The organism is Dyadobacter koreensis (assembly GCF_900108855.1).
Classification (GTDB): Bacteria; Bacteroidota; Bacteroidia; order Cytophagales; family Spirosomataceae; genus Dyadobacter; species Dyadobacter koreensis.
The window spans coordinates 396,652-412,487 of sequence record NZ_FNXY01000006.1 but is presented as its reverse complement, the minus strand read 5'-3'; the positions used below and the strand labels follow the sequence as shown (position 1 = coordinate 412,487).

Here is a 15,836-nt window from a genome sequence, read left to right as displayed (position 1 = left end):
TCAATTTTCGGCATCAGAAACCATCATTTGTTTAAGTGAGGCCAATAAACCGTAAACCGTATCATTTACACGGTCGTTGTCCAGCTTCATTTCTTCAAGCTCGTTTTCAGCCACCGTTTTTTTCTTACGGTTAGACTCCGTTTTAACTAAAACAGACTTCTCCTGAATGGCGTCATTTTGTCTTTTTCCTAAACGTGTGATCGTCTGCGATTTGGCTATCCCTTCCAGCTCAGTTACCGAAACCTGATATTTATTATCCTGGCAGTTAATAGTCATCGTCAGACGTAGATATTCATAGGCGGCACTTTGGATGGGCGCATAAGTATTCAAGACTAATTTTCCAGAGGCCTTATCTTCAGTAACCACGGCATTTTCATAGTTACCAAATGTCTTCACGACCCATTTCTGAGCATTTTGGAAAAGAATATCTTTCGTCAGCTGAACTGAGCCAAGATCGGAATATACCGCGTTGCTTTTGCTATCCAATGGCAGAATACCTTCCTGCCCAAAACTGAAATGATTAACCGAAATTAGAAACAGAAAAGCAACAAAAATTCTTTTCACGCGCAAAAAGTTAATTGGATAAATAAAAACAGAACTTAGCAGGATTATGCCTCAGTCAGGGCATTGATCTTTTTAACAATGTCCTTCAAAACTATACTTTCGTGGGATGTATTAAAAATACACTCGCCGTTTTTAACGATCAGAACCTGCGGGGATTCATGTTTGATTTCAAAGGTTTTGGCGATAAGACTCGAAACCTCACGATCCTCAATCACGTCTACAATATGGAAAGGAATGCTGTAATCTGACTCCGACCCCGACTTCATATTTCTGAATGCCATGAGGCTGGTCATACAGCGAGGACTATGTTTATAAATCAGAGAATATTCGTTGGCATTGAAAAGTTCTTGAACGTCTGCTTCTGTCTTTAATGTTTTCCAGGTCATGCTAAAAAATTCTGATTACTGATTTGATTTGCAAAGTAACAACAAATAACTGCCGTTTGCAGTTTAAAAATGTTATAAATAAATCTGAAAACCGCTCTGAAAATCAATTAAAGCAGATTTTTTATGTACCGTTTTTATCTTTCCAGCTGACACTTCTGTCTTACCAAGTATTTCCGCCAAAAGATTCTCTTTAAGTATCGACACAAGAAATGGATAGTTGATAGTCAGCAGGTTCGGCTTGTTAATATTAATCCCAAGCGGGTTAAAAGCCCCTTAAAAAGGTGACAATTCATATCTGTCAGTCATAAATACGATACAGAAACAAAATTCATACCAAAATGAACAGAAGAGATGTCCTAAAAAGTGTTGCCCTTATGCTGGGAGGAACATTTTCCGCACCGACGTTGCTGGCGATGGATCACTGGCAAAATCCGGTCTCGGGGAGTTCTGCTGCTGATTTCGTCGTGACAGATAATCAGAAGCTTATCATTGCAGAAGTTGCGGAGCTGATCATACCAAAAACCGGCACGCCCGGCGCGAAGGATGCCGGCGTGCCTGCCTTCATTGTGATGATGTTGAAAGATTGTTACAAAACTCCCGAACATGTCAGCTTCCTGGAAGGTATCAGAAACCTGGAAAAGAAAGACTTTCTATCGTTAACAGTTTCACAAAAAACAGAAATGCTGAAACAAGTGGAAAATGACACAGTTGAACAGATGAAGGCATATCAGGTGCAGCAGACAAAAATGGGCGACAATGAAGATCGAGAGCAGATGGCTGCACAGGTAAAAGGCCTTCCCTATTGGCGCCTGATGAAAGAGCTCACAATGCTCGGCTATTTTACTTCCGAAGAAGGTTTAAAATCTTCTTTTGATTATGTTCCTATTCCTGGAAAACTGGAAATGATCAAACTGAAACCCAATCAAAAATCCTTCGCCTATTAATTTCCAGCATCACCATGAACTTAAATTTAAAAGCAGATAAAGCACATACATTTGACGCCATAGTTGTAGGGTCGGGAATGACAGGCGGCATGGCTGCCAAAGAACTCACAGAGCGTGGCTTACAGGTTCTGATGATCGAGCGGGGACGTGAGGTGAAACATATTGAAGATTATGATACAGCCATGAAAGGGCCATGGGAATTCGATCACCGTGGAAAAGTTTCGATCCAGTCCGCAGAAGAATACTGGGCGAACAGCCGTTTTGGGAGTTTGGCAAATGAAGAAACAGCTGAGTTTTTTACGGATGACAAGAAAAATCCCTATATAGAAAAACGTCCTTTTGACTGGATCAGAGCCTACCATACCGGTGGAAAATCGATGCATTGGGGACGGCAATCTTACCGGATGAATAAAAAAGATTTCGAAGCAAACGCAAAAGAAGGTATTGCGATCGACTGGCCAATCCGTTATGAAGACCTGGAAACCTGGTATGCACATGTTGAAAAATTTGTTGGAATCAGCGGACAGGCAGAGGGTTGGGAAGTGTTGCCGGACGGTCATTATTTGCCTGCAATGCCTATGAGCGCGCCCGAGGTTTATTTTAGGGACACGATGATGAAAAAACTCAATCGGCCTGTTACAGTCGGGCGGGTCGCAAATCTTACAAGACCGCAGCCCTGGCATACTGAACTGGGAAGAGCTTCGTGTCAATACCGCAGCAAATGTTCAAGAGGGTGCCCTTACGGAGGTTATTACAGTTCATTGTCCGGCTCGATTCCGGCAGCTCGGAAAACCCAAAAATTAACTGTACTGCATGATACAATCGCGACTGAAATCATCTATGATGAAAATACGAAAAAGGCCAAAGGAGTCCGGGTAATTAACCAGAATACGATGGCGGTCGAAGAGTTTTTTTCTAAAATTGTCTTTTTGAACGCTGGTTCAATGAATACCGCCGCTTTGCTTCTTAATTCCAAATCTTCACGTTTCCCGACAGGACTCGGCAATGACAGCGATCAGGTAGGACGTAACATTATGGATCACCACCTGGGCGTCGGCGCGAACGCAACGGTTGACGGATTTGAAAATGATTATATTTTTGGACAAAGGCCAAATGCACTTTACATTCCGCGTTTCAGAAACTGGGGAACTGATAAAAAAGACTTTCTTCGCGGATATGGTTATCAGGGAGGTGCGAGTAAAAGTGACTGGAAGCGCGGCATAACAATGAATGGTTTTGGCGCGAGTTTCAAAGAAGATATGACACGTCCCGGAACCTGGACCATGGGTTTTGGTGGTTTCGGAGAAATTTTGCCGGATCCTTCCAACCGGATGTTTTTAGATAAAGACAAAAAAGACAAATGGGGAATTCCAATGATTGTTTTTGACGCTGCTTTTGGCGAAAACGAGCTCGCTATGCGTAAAGATATGATGGCTTCTGCTATGGAAATGCTCGATGCAGCCGGGTTTAAAAACGTTTCAGGATTCAACCGTACGGACACACATCCGGGTTTGGGAATTCATGATATGGGAACGGCGAGGATGGGAAAAGATCCCAAAACGTCAGTTCTGAATAAATTCAACCAGATCCATGATTGTAAAAATGTATTTGTTACGGATGGCGCCGCAATGGTTTCTTCGTCCTGTGTAAACCCGTCGATAACGTACATGGCGATGACGGCCAGATCTGCGAATCATGCTGTCGAGGAATTGAAAAAACAGAATTTGTAAGATTACGTTTGTCAGTTATCAATAATAGCGGAGTCAGCGTTTGAAAACTGACTCCGTTACTTTACTGGATAATATCCAGCCTGTAACCAATGCCGTGGATTGCACTAATCTTGACGTTCGGATCATCTGCCAACATTTTTCTCAGACGGGAGACAAAAACATCAACACTTCTTCCAACGATGATCCCTTCGTCTTCCCATACTGATTTCAAAATGAAATCACGTTCTAAAACCTTGTTTTTATTATTCGCGAAAAGATGTAACAATTTGGCTTCCCGATATGTCAGATTGTGAATCCTGCCTTCGGAGATTAAAATAAGGCTGGTTATATCAAGCGAAGAATTGGCGAAATTTATTTTGTGATCTGTTTCGATATTCGACACGAAATCAACTACTTTTTCCTCCTTTTTTGCTCTTTTCCATACGATAAAGCCCAATCCTGCCAGTAAACTTCCAACTGGCAAAATCCACCAGTTAGTGCTTGCAGAGGCAGTTTTTATTTCAGGATAAAAAGTAACTTTCAGATTGTAACAATCAGCCTCCAATTTTCGTCCATTACATGGCACCCCCTCTTTTTGATTTAAATCCTGAAAATTATAACCCAGAACAATTGTGCTGTTTTCGCAACGAAACACTGAAACATCATAACCCCGGTCAATTCCATGAACTTTCAATGATTTTTGCAGTAAACCAGGGAGTTTGTCATAGTCAAAAAGTTTGTTAATTCTAACCACAAAAGTGCCGGCATCCTCCTGTTTAACCGGTGATATACCGGACGTAGAATCTCCGTTTTCAACAAGTAAAAGATGCGCTGTGCGGCGTAAAGCAAGATTTACTTTTTCAGAAAACCTGACAGACTCATTATTACCCGTCACTTTTTCCTGCGTGGAAAATATCAGAAAAATCATCCCCATTAAAGTGAATGTCGCCTTTGTGTTCAACCTGACACCTCTGAAACTCATCTTTTCGAAATTTTATAATAAACTTACCAAAATGCTGCGAATTAACATCCTCCCTTATTTCTGTTCAAAAATGGAAACCAGTTAAAAACCGGGAAAAGCATCGAATATCTCACATATATTACTTTTCTGCCCGAATTATCTGCTTTTCTGGCAGGTTCAATAATGATGTCGTCACCCACCTGCGCTGATCGTAGAATTTCGCTCAACTCAATACTACGGACTGAAAAATTATGTGCGTAGGCATTTACATCAACGATTTTTCCCGCTCGTTTTAGATATGCAAAAAACTGCAATTCAGTTTCAGAGCCATATTTAGAGTTGTGGTCAACCAGAGTCAGGCGTCCGTTTGTTACGTGAATAAATTCATTCGGCTCCGTCAACTTTCCATTCAGGCGCAATGACAAACGAGTTGTCGCACTATTTTTGGGTAAGGCGTCCGAAATCGAAATCGTCGATGTGTAAATCAGTATCATTAAGATTCTTGTGATTTGATTTTTCATGTTTCTGAATGTTGTTTTATAAAACGAGAATTTCATTATGCGGTAAAGCGTACTGTTCATCTGTGGTCATCAAAACAATAAAATCACCTTTTGTGCATTTTTTTAAAATGTTTTGAATACTTACCTGCCTGAAATCTTGTTTGGAAAATAGGGTCAACGTGTTTGTACGTTGATTACGTATTGCCACCTTAAACGATATTTTATCTACTGCCTTTGTTTCTGCAGATGTTATTTCCGCTGTGCAAACCGTAAGCATTCCTGTTGTATTTGCAGCCAGTTGGCTTTTCCCACTCGAACTATACTCGCTCGCGACCATTTTGTTATTGAGAAACACTGCCGAGCAACTCGTGAATGTTTTTTGTCCGAACGATATTCCGGCGCTGGCTACCAGCCATCCGACTACCAAAAGACTTCGCTTTTTCATGATCCGTTATTTTAAGGTGAATGAATAAACTTTGAGGAACCGGATCAAAAGTAGTGGCCGCCAAAAATCCTTTGGTAAAAGGCTTGTAAAACATTGTAATGGAAATGTAAAAGTTGAAGACTATGAGACGGAAAAGGTTTTGGCTTTAGAAATAACCCTGATGACCATAAATTTTCCGACCTCGCTGTAAGTTCTGACTCTGATTATCATGCAGGTTATGATTTTAAAATCTTTAATCAAATGCCTTTTCCCAAGATTTCGTGTGATTGATCTGGTTTACTCTCTGGAAATTTCAAGTCGCAATAATGTCATTCACTCGTTCACCGAATCTTTATCACATTTGATGCTTTTATTTCTTGCATACTTCAATCTCTCTATATCAAAAAGAATCCTATCTTGCAGCCTTGTTTAAAAAATAATTCAGATGTCTAAAAAAATAATTCCTCTTTTCCTTTTTATACTTCTTTCGGTTTCGGGTTTTAGTCAGACAGCCGTTGGAACAAAAAAAATTGCACCGTTTCAGATGACGCTGACAAACGGGAAACCTTACAATTTTGCACAATTAACTCCGGGACCGGTAGTCTTAATGTATTTTTCACCGGATTGTGATCACTGTCAGGAGTTTACGAAAGCATTATTGAAAAACTACACGGTGATCAGCAACAAGCAGTTGGTTATGATCACCTTTCAGCCCATGGAGATGGTGAAACAATTTGCAACGACATACAATCTGGCCTCTTATCCCAACATTAAAATTGGAACCGAAGGAACGTCTTATCTCGTGCAGAAATATTATCAGATCCGATCATTTCCGTATATAGCGATGTATGATAAAAATGGAAAACACCTGAGGACATTTGAGGGCGAACAACCCTACACTGAGATTTTCAAGGCCTTAAAATCCTTCTGATATCTTGAATAAACTGCTAATATAAAAGAGCTGCACCGTCAATCGAGTGCAGCTCTTTGGTGAGATTCTATAAACTTCGCTGCTCAGCAAATGGCCTTTTTGAAGTCAGAAAAATTAACGCCCGACTTATTTTTAAAAAACTTGCTAAAATGTGAAGTATCGTCAAAACCCAGATAATAGGCAACTTCTTTAAGACTACCTCCGGAAAACATTACCTTTCTTTTCGCTTCCAAAACGATGCGCTGTTGAATATGATGGCTCGCAGAGAAGCCAGAAATTGTTTTTATTTTTCCACTCAGATAATTCGGAGATACTGCCAGCTCACTGGCATAATCAGCAACTGTTTTTTTAGTGAAAAAATGTTGTTCCAGCAAATATTTAAATCTTTTTACCAGGACCATATCATGATGCTGCGCCTTTTCGTGTTGTCTGATAACAACCTGTCTTGAAAAATAAATGATCAAAATTCTTAAAAGAGCCATTAAAATCTCTGACCTCAGTTGAAATTGACCTGATATTTCCTTCATCATTCTTTTAATCAGATCTTCCATTTCACTCTTCATATCGACGTCAATACTAATTACGGGTAGCTGCCCATCTCCAACCTGCTGTTGTACATCAAAAGGGAGGTTTAAACTTCCACTCATCATCAATAAAAACTCCTCTGAAAAAGAAACTATATAACCCTCCACTTCTCCTTTCGGATGAAGAAAATGGATCTGCCCCGGCGCTACAATATACATAGACTGACTTTCAAGGCAATGTTCCTCCATATCCACCACGCAAGTCGCTGAGCCATTGGTTAACCAGACAATCTGATAATTGTTTAATCTTTGCAGCACGTTCAGATTACTTCTTTCCGTTTCATTTTCAATAACGCTTGCATAGAAAAAGAGCTTTCTTTCTGTGTCTTCACTATGCGGCAAATTTTTACCGGGCGAACCTAATCTAAATGCCTTCCGGTCATAGTTGGAAATGTTGTTCATAGCTCCAAGGTTGAAATGTGTTAGATTCTTATACGCAGATAATGTAGATAGACAATTAACATACCAGAATATAACAATCTCATTACCAAACCATTGAACCAAATCTAAACCAAAATAATTGTTGCTATTTCAATAATTAATGATAAACACTTTCGAAATCAGCTAAGAACAGATAAAAATTGGACATTACTCCAGAAATGACTCGACGGTGATTTTAGCGGTTAGAACACGGCTGATAGGGCAATTTAACTCTGCCTCTTTAACACTCGCCTCAAAAGTTTCTCTTGGAATGCCGGGGACATCAGCTTTTAGCACTAGATGGGATTCTGTTACACTTCCATTTTCAAAATTTATATAAGCTGTCGTTTGAAGGGTATTTGCCGTGAAACCCGCTTCGTCCAGCACAAAACTTAATTTCATAGTAAAACAACCCGCATGGGCAGCAGCCAAAAGCTCTTCGGGGTTTGTACCGACACCATCTGCAAAGCGACTGTTGAAGGAATATTGCGTCTGGTTTAATGCAGTACTTTGCGTCGTCAAATATCCATTTCCATCTTTTCCTGAACCATTCCAAACGGCAGTTGCGTTACGTTTCATAGCAATATGGTTTACGAGTTAAACTTGAATTCATTTTGTAAAAAACTCAAATGTAAAGGCTCGCAGATTGCTTAACAATGGATGAATGACGGCTAACTTTGTACATATCGCACTCACAAAATCGAAGATTTCCAGCCTTGCGAAGTTTACCGATTACGGTTATTTCAGTTCGTAAATTTGCTCATACATACCGATTTAGCAAATTTAACCTTCTATATTAAACGCTTTTCTCCTATCTTAATACAGTTTCAGAAAGGTATGCTCGCTACCATTAGTATGTAATGGCAAATCATTTACAAATCACGAATTATAAAACCATCTCATTAAACAACTTGTCGAGCGTTTCACCTGCATTTTTACAAAACCCGGGGTGAACTTTCGAAGTTTGAACTACTGTACTGCGGGTTGCAGTTAACCAACGAAAACGCGAAGCAATGGGCAAACTTCCAATTGGTCCGGACTTGGTTCCTCCGATACAAATTTTATTCAGTGAAAACAGATATTCTTCTACCTCGGAAATATCCAATGCACCTGAAAAGGCTTGAAGTCGGCCAGAATCCAGATTAAATTTACTCTGTAAAAAACCCTGCTTCTGACAATAAAGGATCACTCCAACATTTAGAAATTCTTCACGTTCGACTCTGGGCACGACGCGAATGACGGCGTACTCAAATAAGTGATGTTCTTGCATTCTGCGCATCTTTTACAAATACCTCTGATACTGAAATTCTTGATATTAAAAATTTGGCATAAGCCTGACGATGCTCCTCTGCTGTCTCGAACGGAGCATCACGAAGCAACCAGTCGTCCGGGATAAGCGAACAGATCGAATGAATCAGATCGTCCGTTAAAATTTTACTAAATGCCTCATCAACAGCTTCAAGATCAGAAGCTTGCTTCAATAACACATGATCTTTTACCTGGATGAATGGACGTTTTGCCTGCTCTTCCCAGTTTGTCCAGGAATGATGAAAATATAAAGAAGCGCCATGATCGATCAGCCACAATTCTTTGTGCCACATCAGCATATTTGTATTTCTCGCTGTTCTGTCGACATTGGTCAAAAGACAATCCAGCCACACAATTTGAGAAGCCAGTTTGCTGTCAACTGTTGTTACCTGTGCATCAAAAGTGATTGCACCCGATAAATAATGCATGGCAAGATTTAAGCCCGTACTTGCTTTTAGAAGATCCTGGATCTCTTCATCCGGTTCGGTCATACCAAACATTTCGTCCAGATTTGCAAATACAATTTCCGGAATTCTTAATCCTAACGCCCGTGCAATTTCTCCACCAATTATTTCCGCAATCAGGGCTTTTACTCCCTGGCCGGCTCCCCTGAATTTTAAGACGTACAGGAAGTCATCGTCCGCCTCAGCAATGGCCGGAAGTGAACCGCCTTCCCGCAAGGGCGTCACATATCGTATTACATTGACGGTTCGTAGCTGAGGTCCGTTTTCAATCATAAGTTTTTGATTTCAATTGATGCGTAATCTGCATTCTTAATGAGGGAACACACTATTTCGCTGAGCGTAAAAGTAATTGTTTTTGATTTTATAACATCAAAAACTATATCGATTGGATATCAGTTGCCTGATTTTTGAATCTTTATTCCGGTGCGCTGCACCGGAATTTTCAGAATCTTGTATAACAATAAAAGGTGCAGAGCACTAAAATATTTGTAGAAACAGCATAAATTATTGTCATAGAGAGGTGCAGAGCACCGGAACATTTGTAGCCAGAGATTTATTCAAACTTGGGTTCCAGCCAGAGTGCAGTAAAGCAGATCAATATCGCCAAAAACCAGACCCAATCCGGTATCCGGCTTTCACTTAATGGTTGAGATTTTGAATCAGATAATTTTGCTGAATCTGAAAGATTTGTCTGCATGCCTGCCCGAGACTTCACAAAATCTTCGATCCGCTTACTTTGGTAAACCTGATTAAAATTCAGACTATCGCTGACCAGAATTTCAGAATCCTCTCCGAGCGTGAGCCAGGAAGATTCTGCTGGCGAATAAAGTGCGTGAGCCGTTTGTGTATTGATAACGGAATAATTCAAAAGTAAAGTATCGTTTGCAATCGCCAATGAACGTGGGCTTTCTGTTAAATTATTAAGTCGAAGCTCCGTTTGAATATTTTTGTAAACCGGTGCAGCAACTTCAATATTCGTTTTGTAGGCGGGATGAATAGCCGATAAAACGGAAGTCCAGATATTTCCGTAGACCAGGCTATCGCCGTTTAGCAAAGTAGGAAATGTTTCGTTTAAGAGACTCACAGCAATCTTCCCGGCCGCTTTTTCAACCGCGATCGGATATTTTGGCAATGTAATATAGCCATTGGATTTGCTGAACTCGAATGGCAATTTCGTAAGCTCTCCCATGACCGGCAATATCTCTTCATTCGAGATTTTTTTCACGAGCAATTTCGTCCCCAGTGATGAATTTATCGATGCAACTTCAGAGGAGGGAGCTGTGAGATTGATAAATAAAATACTTTTCCCACTTGCAAAAGCCTTTTTCACCACAGCATTTCCCGCATTTTTCGGATCGGTAACGATGATATCGGGATCTCCTGCTTTGTTAATTGACAATTTACTGCGGATATCTTTTGAAAGATTCGTGGATAGTTCGACGGCATGGCCCTGATTCGCAAGCCATGTCGCCAGGGTTCTGCTTTCGAAATCAGGATTGTCCAGGATGAACTGAAACGTCAAAGGAGGCAATGACTGAGCAAAAAATTGAATTTCGCCTTGACTTTTATCATCCAAAAATAATACTGCTCTCGTCCTTTTTTCAGTAAAAACAGGAAACGAAAGGGTAAAAAATTGCTGACCTTTTTCCAGTCTGGCACTATCGAGCGTTTGATCGCCAAACTTGATCTTGATCCATTGGGGATTAGTTAAATGGATGGATCCTGTGACTTTTTGCAGCTGCCCTTTTCGTAACAAGCCTTTCCAGGAAACCGACTGGACCTGATTTTCAGGAAAGTAAGAAATCCAGTTCACCGTGGAGTTAGTTGTTAAGGACTGACTCAATTTTGAAAAAAAAGAATCACTAAAATTTTGTCCAACCAAGGTGAGCGTATCAAAAGATTTTACCTTAAAGTCGCGCTCAGAAAAAACTTCGCTTACCTTCAAACTATCCTTTATTTTACGGACTTCTTCTGACGGTACATCTCTGCCTGCTACAAGAATTTTACTTTCTAAGATATTCGATCTGAAAATGGGCTGAAAAATAAAAGATGCGATTGTCAGCCAAGCTAAAAGATTGAGGCAGATTTTTACATTCAATTTTTGCCTTGAAACATGCCCGGAACTTCGCATTAAAAGCCAGATCTGCAATCCACCAAGAAGAAAAAGGAGCAGAACCAGCACCAGGTTGAGGGGAGCTGACCAGTCAAAATCAAATGCAATCATACGTTATCACCAAACCAGCTTGGACCGGTTTATTTAAGTTTTTTCCAAAATATATTTTCCAGCTTTTTATCGCTAACGTAAGAACGGCTGCTTTGTAAAGTTGCTCCTGCTCTCTTATAAAGTTCCGTTTTTAGCTGTTGTTTTTCCTTATCGGATACTTCTTTCCCGCTGATCATTTTTTGCAGCGACCCCAGTACCGACCAATTCTGCATTCCGCCGTTTAATGGACCGCTACTTATTAATTGATCTGATAACTGGGCACCAGCAAGCCGGAATTTTGCTAACTGCGCGCTATTCAGTTTTTCATATTCTAAAAAACCAAGCACCTCAGCCACCAGTTGCTCTGTTCTTATTTTATCAATCTTTTTTTCCTGGTTGAAACTCTTGCTCAAATCAGTCAGCTCTCCGCTTAGCCGTTTCTCTTTTTCCTTAATTGGAGGAGGATCGTAGCTGCTTTTCTTTACAAATGCTCTTGCTTTATGCTGCGCTTGTTTCAAAAATTCAAGTGCTTTATTTTCAAAAGGCAAAGCTTTTTCTGGCTCATACATACGTAAATGCAACTCCGATTGCCACATTTGCTCCAAAGCCATTTTTAATAAACTCTTCGTCGACTGTTCGTGAAATGTATTTACCTCCGCATCGTCATGAGCATGAACATATTGCTCCATCAACTCTGCAATCGCATCTTTCGAACCTGCATCGGCGTGACTTTCACCGCCGTGTTCATGATGATGTTCTTCCGGCTGAGACTTACGATTTTCAGCCGCTTCACCTTCCGAATCTGACTTGTGCGTAAATTTATCCAGAATATTTCCGCCTTCGCCGTGCCCCTCGTCATGAGGTGCATCTCCACCTCCGCCACCAATATTCTGTTCAAATTCTTCTCCTAAAAACTGACCATAACGTAATCTCAATACCTTCTGATCAAAGCCGATCTCGTTGGATATACTATTAAATTCTTCCTTTTTGATCTTTTTACGGCGGGCAATTAACTTTTCAGTATCAATAATGATCTGGCGCTGACTTCTGAAATATTCAGGAACTGTGTTAACCGACATTGTCGCAAGCTGCGATTCTTCGACTTTTGCTGTGTCTTTGTAGACGATAAAATAAGTATCCGATTTCGTGAAATTTGCTTCGGGTTCCTTATTATCGATGGCCGCCCAATAATAGTATAGTTCGTCACCGGGCGTAAAATTCAGCGCGTTCAAGTCTATGGATTGTGACAGTTTTGCTTCCTTAAAATTGGCCGGTGTCAGCGGAAATTTCATTTCACGAAACTTTACATTCTCACCGGAACCACGCGCTAATGTCGCTACGATAAACGCTTGTCTTACTTTAAAGTCATCAGAAATTTTTGCTGATACCTGAATTATTTTTTTGTCTTTCAAAAAATGATACTGATACAATTCTTTCGAATCAGGCTCAATTTTTGGTGCAAGATCCGGCCGGGCTTCCAGCTTGTAAAAATCCGATTGATATACCAGAGAATCTTTCCAATATGCCTTAATGGAATAGAGGCCGGAACCTGTCAATTTATCCTGATATTCAAAGAGCCCGTTTGATTTCCTGAACATTAACTCATCACCACGATTATTTGCCAGCCGCACCGACAAATTTTCCTGATGACTAAACGTTACATCCCATTTCAGAGTCGAACCAATAATGGCACTGACGTTCAGGTCTTCGTTTTTCGACTTCGGCAAGCTTGTATAGGCCGGTGGGTTTACGCTGACGGATGCAGTTTTAAATGTTGGAGGAATTGACAAAACCGCATTTTCTCCCTTTTTTGTTTTATTCAAAATATCTCCCGGACTATTTGTCGAGAAATTAAGTTGTGGATACAAATTGTAAAAGACTAACGACATAAGAAAAATAACGGCATAGATCATTGTTCCGTCATATAGATTTCGGAAGTGAAAATTGGTTGCGGAAACATTTTCACTGAGCCTGTTCAACTGTAACTGTTCGGCGATATTGAGCTCTTCTTTTTCAAGCAAATGCAAACTATATTCTGACTCATCCACCGTTTGATGAATCCAGTTAATTGCCTGAGGCTTTTTATTTTGATATAATTTGGTGAGATACACGCCAATACCCAGCCCTGCAAATGCAGCCATGACGGGCACGTGCGTAGAAGAATTTTCTACGACGGATGCCAGAACAAAAGCGGAAACACCCAGCAGGATACACCGAATGAAAGCATTGGCGTAGAGCTGTGCCGTTACTGAATTAATCAATTTTTTTAGCTCATGCATAACTTTTCTGTATCGTTTTTTTCAATGCCATCCAGCGTTCCAGAATTAGTAAAATCAGAAAAACAACTAACAACCACGGTCTTAAATTTCCTTCGACGTTTCCTTCCAACGGTTTTGCATGAACAAAAACAGCGTTTAACTGTTGTGTGCTCAGCGTACCATTAACCTCATTGAGATTAAAATGGTCGATAAGTAAATCGCCGAGATATTCTGGCAACTGACCGGAAGTAACGATTTCTGACGTCTGAATCCTGAGAGAATCTTCCAGAATTGCTACATTTGGAAGGCTTGTTTTTACATTATTCCTGCTGTTTCCGGAAAGCAGGTAAAGCGTCTCGGGACTGACCTTTTTAATTTCCCGGTCCGTTAGTACTATATCATATTTCTTGCGGTTATCAGTTTTCTCATCAATTTTAAAAGGTAACGAATAAACAGTTGAGAGCGCGCCTAATGCTGCTTGCACAGTCTCGCGTTCGGCTTTGTTTTTGTAATCGGCTAATACACTCAGCGTACCGGAATGAATTGCCGTAGATGCCAATCGTGGCTGGTTTCCCGATTTCGAATCGGATGCAGTCAATTTTGCACTATTAACAAAAAGCTTTTTCCCATTACCTAAATCAAGATAATTGTGAGTATAATTCTCCGAAGAATCAATGGCTGTGTGTATGGTGTAATTGCCCGGAATATAAATTTTAGGCTGATTGATTATTTTTTGATTATTCAATAAATAAATATCAAGTTTCGCTCCTGGTTTATTGATTTTATTGACCACTTCCTGCAAATACATAATCCCACTGCTTTGCTGACCGGAAACAGATGATAAATCTTTTATCTCCTCGATAGGAGTATTTATCCAATAGACCTTTTCGCCTTTTTCAAACGCTTTTTCCAATTCAAATCGATAATTATCGGCCAAATAAGCAGAAGGTTCAACCAAATGGATCCGCTCTGAATGATCCGTTTTTTTAAACCATTCCAAAACCGGCTGAGCCATTAAAAAAACGAGCAGCAGAAGTAGCAGACAACGGACAATCAATAGCGGAAGGTCGTCTAAACGAAAACCACGGCTTTGTTGCTGGCTTTTATCGATTAACCATTGCATAGCAGCCCAGTCAAGTTCTTTTCCTTTTTTCTGGTGCCAGAAATGGATAAAAACAGGAATGGCAATAGCCAACGCTCCCCAAAACATGAAAGGTTGCAAGAAATTCATTAGCCTTTCCTTCTCGTTAAAAACTCTTTTAAAACCATCCCCAAAGGGTCACTTAATTTTGCCTGGACCAGGTTAACATAAGGAATTCGCAATTCTTCTTCCAGCATATCGAAATAAGCCTTGGACGACTTTTTAAACTCATCACGTACGGCCTCAGCCTGCAATTCGATCTCTTTTCCAGTTTCCAAATCCCGAAAACGGAAAAATCCTGTCAGATTAAAATCGACTTCATTATCTCCCAAAATCTGAAAAATGACTATTTCCCGGCGCGGGCTTGCGATGGATTTTATCAGCGTCAGCCACTCTTCTCCTACTTGCAGAAAATCGGTAACAAAAACCAGCTGTTCTTTACTTTTGGTGGCAAATTCAGGAAATCGCAATTTTCCGCTTTCCATATTTTCAGTCCGCCATTCTCCCGCTGCAACGGTTTTCTGCAGTCCGAACAATATTTTATTAAATGCCTGTTTTCCGGAAGTTGAAGCGCCGCTTGCCAGACTATTTACTTTTCCATCCTGCAAAGAATACAGGCTCATCTGGTCATTCTGGATGTATCCAAGATAAGCGAGCGATGCAATTAAGAGTTTCGCATATTCCAGACGGCTCATTCCATTTTCAGCGTAATTCATCGAACCAGAAAGATCCAGCAAAAACCGGATCTGACGATTACTTTCAGCCGACGATTCTTTAACCAGATGCTTATCCGTTCTTGCAAATAGTTTCCAGTCGATACGCTTCGGATCATCGCCAGGCTCATAATGGCGGTATTGCTCAAATTCAGTCCCCATGCCCGATCGCTTACTCGCATGCACACCGAGCATAAGTTCTTCACTCACCAGTTTTCCAACCAGTTGAAGATTCCCGAGTTTGATCAGATCCGCAGCAAGGAGCCCGGTACGTTTTTGGGACATAGGTTTGTGGCTTTCGGCAGTCGGCAATCGGCTGTCAGATC

At 40.6% G+C, this 15,836-nt stretch carries 16 protein-coding genes; 3 read left to right on the top strand and 13 right to left on the bottom strand.

Features of this window, described 5'->3' with window-relative positions; genetic code table 11:
* Both BMY70_RS20415 and ytxJ read right to left on the bottom strand, forming a co-directional pair.
* The gene (locus BMY70_RS20415) at positions 1–564 is read right to left on the bottom strand and encodes a DUF4468 domain-containing protein (RefSeq protein ID WP_177197082.1); all 564 of its coding nucleotides are present in this window, start codon (positions 562–564) and stop codon (positions 1–3) included.
* 44 nt (positions 565–608) lie between these two features.
* Entirely contained in the window at positions 609–950 is a 342-nt protein-coding gene (gene ytxJ / locus BMY70_RS20410; protein ID WP_090338133.1) for a bacillithiol system redox-active protein YtxJ, read from the bottom strand.
* Positions 951–1,288: 338 nt separating this feature from the next.
* Between ytxJ and BMY70_RS20405 the strand changes: the two genes are divergently transcribed.
* Positions 1,289–1,894: a gluconate 2-dehydrogenase subunit 3 family protein gene (locus BMY70_RS20405; RefSeq protein ID WP_090338132.1), complete on the top strand. Its 606-nt coding sequence runs from the start codon at positions 1,289–1,291 to the stop codon at positions 1,892–1,894.
* Positions 1,895–1,908: 14 nt separating this feature from the next.
* Entirely contained in the window at positions 1,909–3,624 is a 1,716-nt protein-coding gene (locus BMY70_RS20400; RefSeq protein ID WP_090338131.1) for a GMC oxidoreductase, read from the top strand.
* A 61-nt stretch (positions 3,625–3,685) separates the two neighbouring features.
* On the opposite strand, the gene BMY70_RS20395 is transcribed toward BMY70_RS20400, so the two are convergent.
* The 3 genes from BMY70_RS20395 to BMY70_RS20385 are packed head-to-tail and all read right to left on the bottom strand — an operon-like array spanning position 3,686 to position 5,509.
* On the bottom strand, positions 3,686–4,585 hold the full coding sequence (locus tag BMY70_RS20395) for a winged helix-turn-helix domain-containing protein (protein WP_090338130.1): 900 nt from the start codon (positions 4,583–4,585) through the stop codon (positions 3,686–3,688).
* Positions 4,586–4,626: 41 nt separating this feature from the next.
* Positions 4,627–5,085, bottom strand: a complete 459-nt coding sequence (locus tag BMY70_RS20390) for a hypothetical protein (RefSeq protein ID WP_143072136.1) — start codon at positions 5,083–5,085, stop codon at positions 4,627–4,629.
* Positions 5,086–5,101: 16 nt separating this feature from the next.
* Entirely contained in the window at positions 5,102–5,509 is a 408-nt protein-coding gene (locus BMY70_RS20385; protein ID WP_090338128.1) for a hypothetical protein, read from the bottom strand.
* A gap of 424 nt (positions 5,510–5,933) precedes the next feature.
* Here BMY70_RS20385 and BMY70_RS20380 point away from each other — a divergent pair, with 424 nt between their 5' ends.
* Positions 5,934–6,419, top strand: coding sequence for a TlpA family protein disulfide reductase (locus BMY70_RS20380; RefSeq protein WP_090338127.1), 486 nt, complete (start codon positions 5,934–5,936; stop codon positions 6,417–6,419).
* Positions 6,420–6,502: 83 nt separating this feature from the next.
* On the opposite strand, the gene BMY70_RS20375 is transcribed toward BMY70_RS20380, so the two are convergent.
* The 8 genes from BMY70_RS20375 to BMY70_RS20340 all read right to left on the bottom strand — a co-directional run bounded on the left by BMY70_RS20375 (position 6,503) and on the right by BMY70_RS20340 (position 15,795).
* Positions 6,503–7,405, bottom strand: a complete 903-nt coding sequence (locus BMY70_RS20375; protein ID WP_090338126.1) for a helix-turn-helix domain-containing protein — start codon at positions 7,403–7,405, stop codon at positions 6,503–6,505.
* A gap of 186 nt (positions 7,406–7,591) precedes the next feature.
* Positions 7,592–8,002, bottom strand: coding sequence for an OsmC family peroxiredoxin (locus tag BMY70_RS20370; RefSeq protein WP_090338125.1), 411 nt, complete (start codon positions 8,000–8,002; stop codon positions 7,592–7,594).
* Between the two features lie 307 nt (positions 8,003–8,309).
* The gene (locus tag BMY70_RS20365) at positions 8,310–8,693 is read right to left on the bottom strand and encodes a DUF3037 domain-containing protein (RefSeq protein ID WP_090338124.1); all 384 of its coding nucleotides are present in this window, start codon (positions 8,691–8,693) and stop codon (positions 8,310–8,312) included.
* A complete protein-coding gene (locus tag BMY70_RS20360; RefSeq protein WP_090338123.1) occupies positions 8,671–9,468 on the bottom strand; it encodes a HipA family kinase in 798 nt (265 codons plus the stop codon). Before BMY70_RS20360 ends, BMY70_RS20365 begins: the two co-directional genes overlap by 23 nt.
* Positions 9,469–9,748: 280 nt before the next feature.
* Positions 9,749–11,419, bottom strand: a complete 1,671-nt coding sequence (locus BMY70_RS20355; RefSeq protein WP_090338122.1) for a hypothetical protein — start codon at positions 11,417–11,419, stop codon at positions 9,749–9,751.
* Positions 11,420–11,448: 29 nt separating this feature from the next.
* The gene (locus BMY70_RS20350) at positions 11,449–13,677 is read right to left on the bottom strand and encodes a hypothetical protein (protein WP_090338121.1); all 2,229 of its coding nucleotides are present in this window, start codon (positions 13,675–13,677) and stop codon (positions 11,449–11,451) included.
* Positions 13,670–14,887 (bottom strand): BatA domain-containing protein, encoded by a 1,218-nt coding sequence (locus tag BMY70_RS20345; RefSeq protein ID WP_090338120.1) that lies wholly within the window; start codon positions 14,885–14,887, stop codon positions 13,670–13,672. Before BMY70_RS20345 ends, BMY70_RS20350 begins: the two co-directional genes overlap by 8 nt.
* On the bottom strand, positions 14,887–15,795 hold the full coding sequence (locus BMY70_RS20340; protein ID WP_090338336.1) for a DUF58 domain-containing protein: 909 nt from the start codon (positions 15,793–15,795) through the stop codon (positions 14,887–14,889). The genes BMY70_RS20345 and BMY70_RS20340 overlap by 1 nt, the downstream gene beginning before the upstream one ends.
* Between the last annotated feature and the right edge of the window lie 41 nt (positions 15,796–15,836).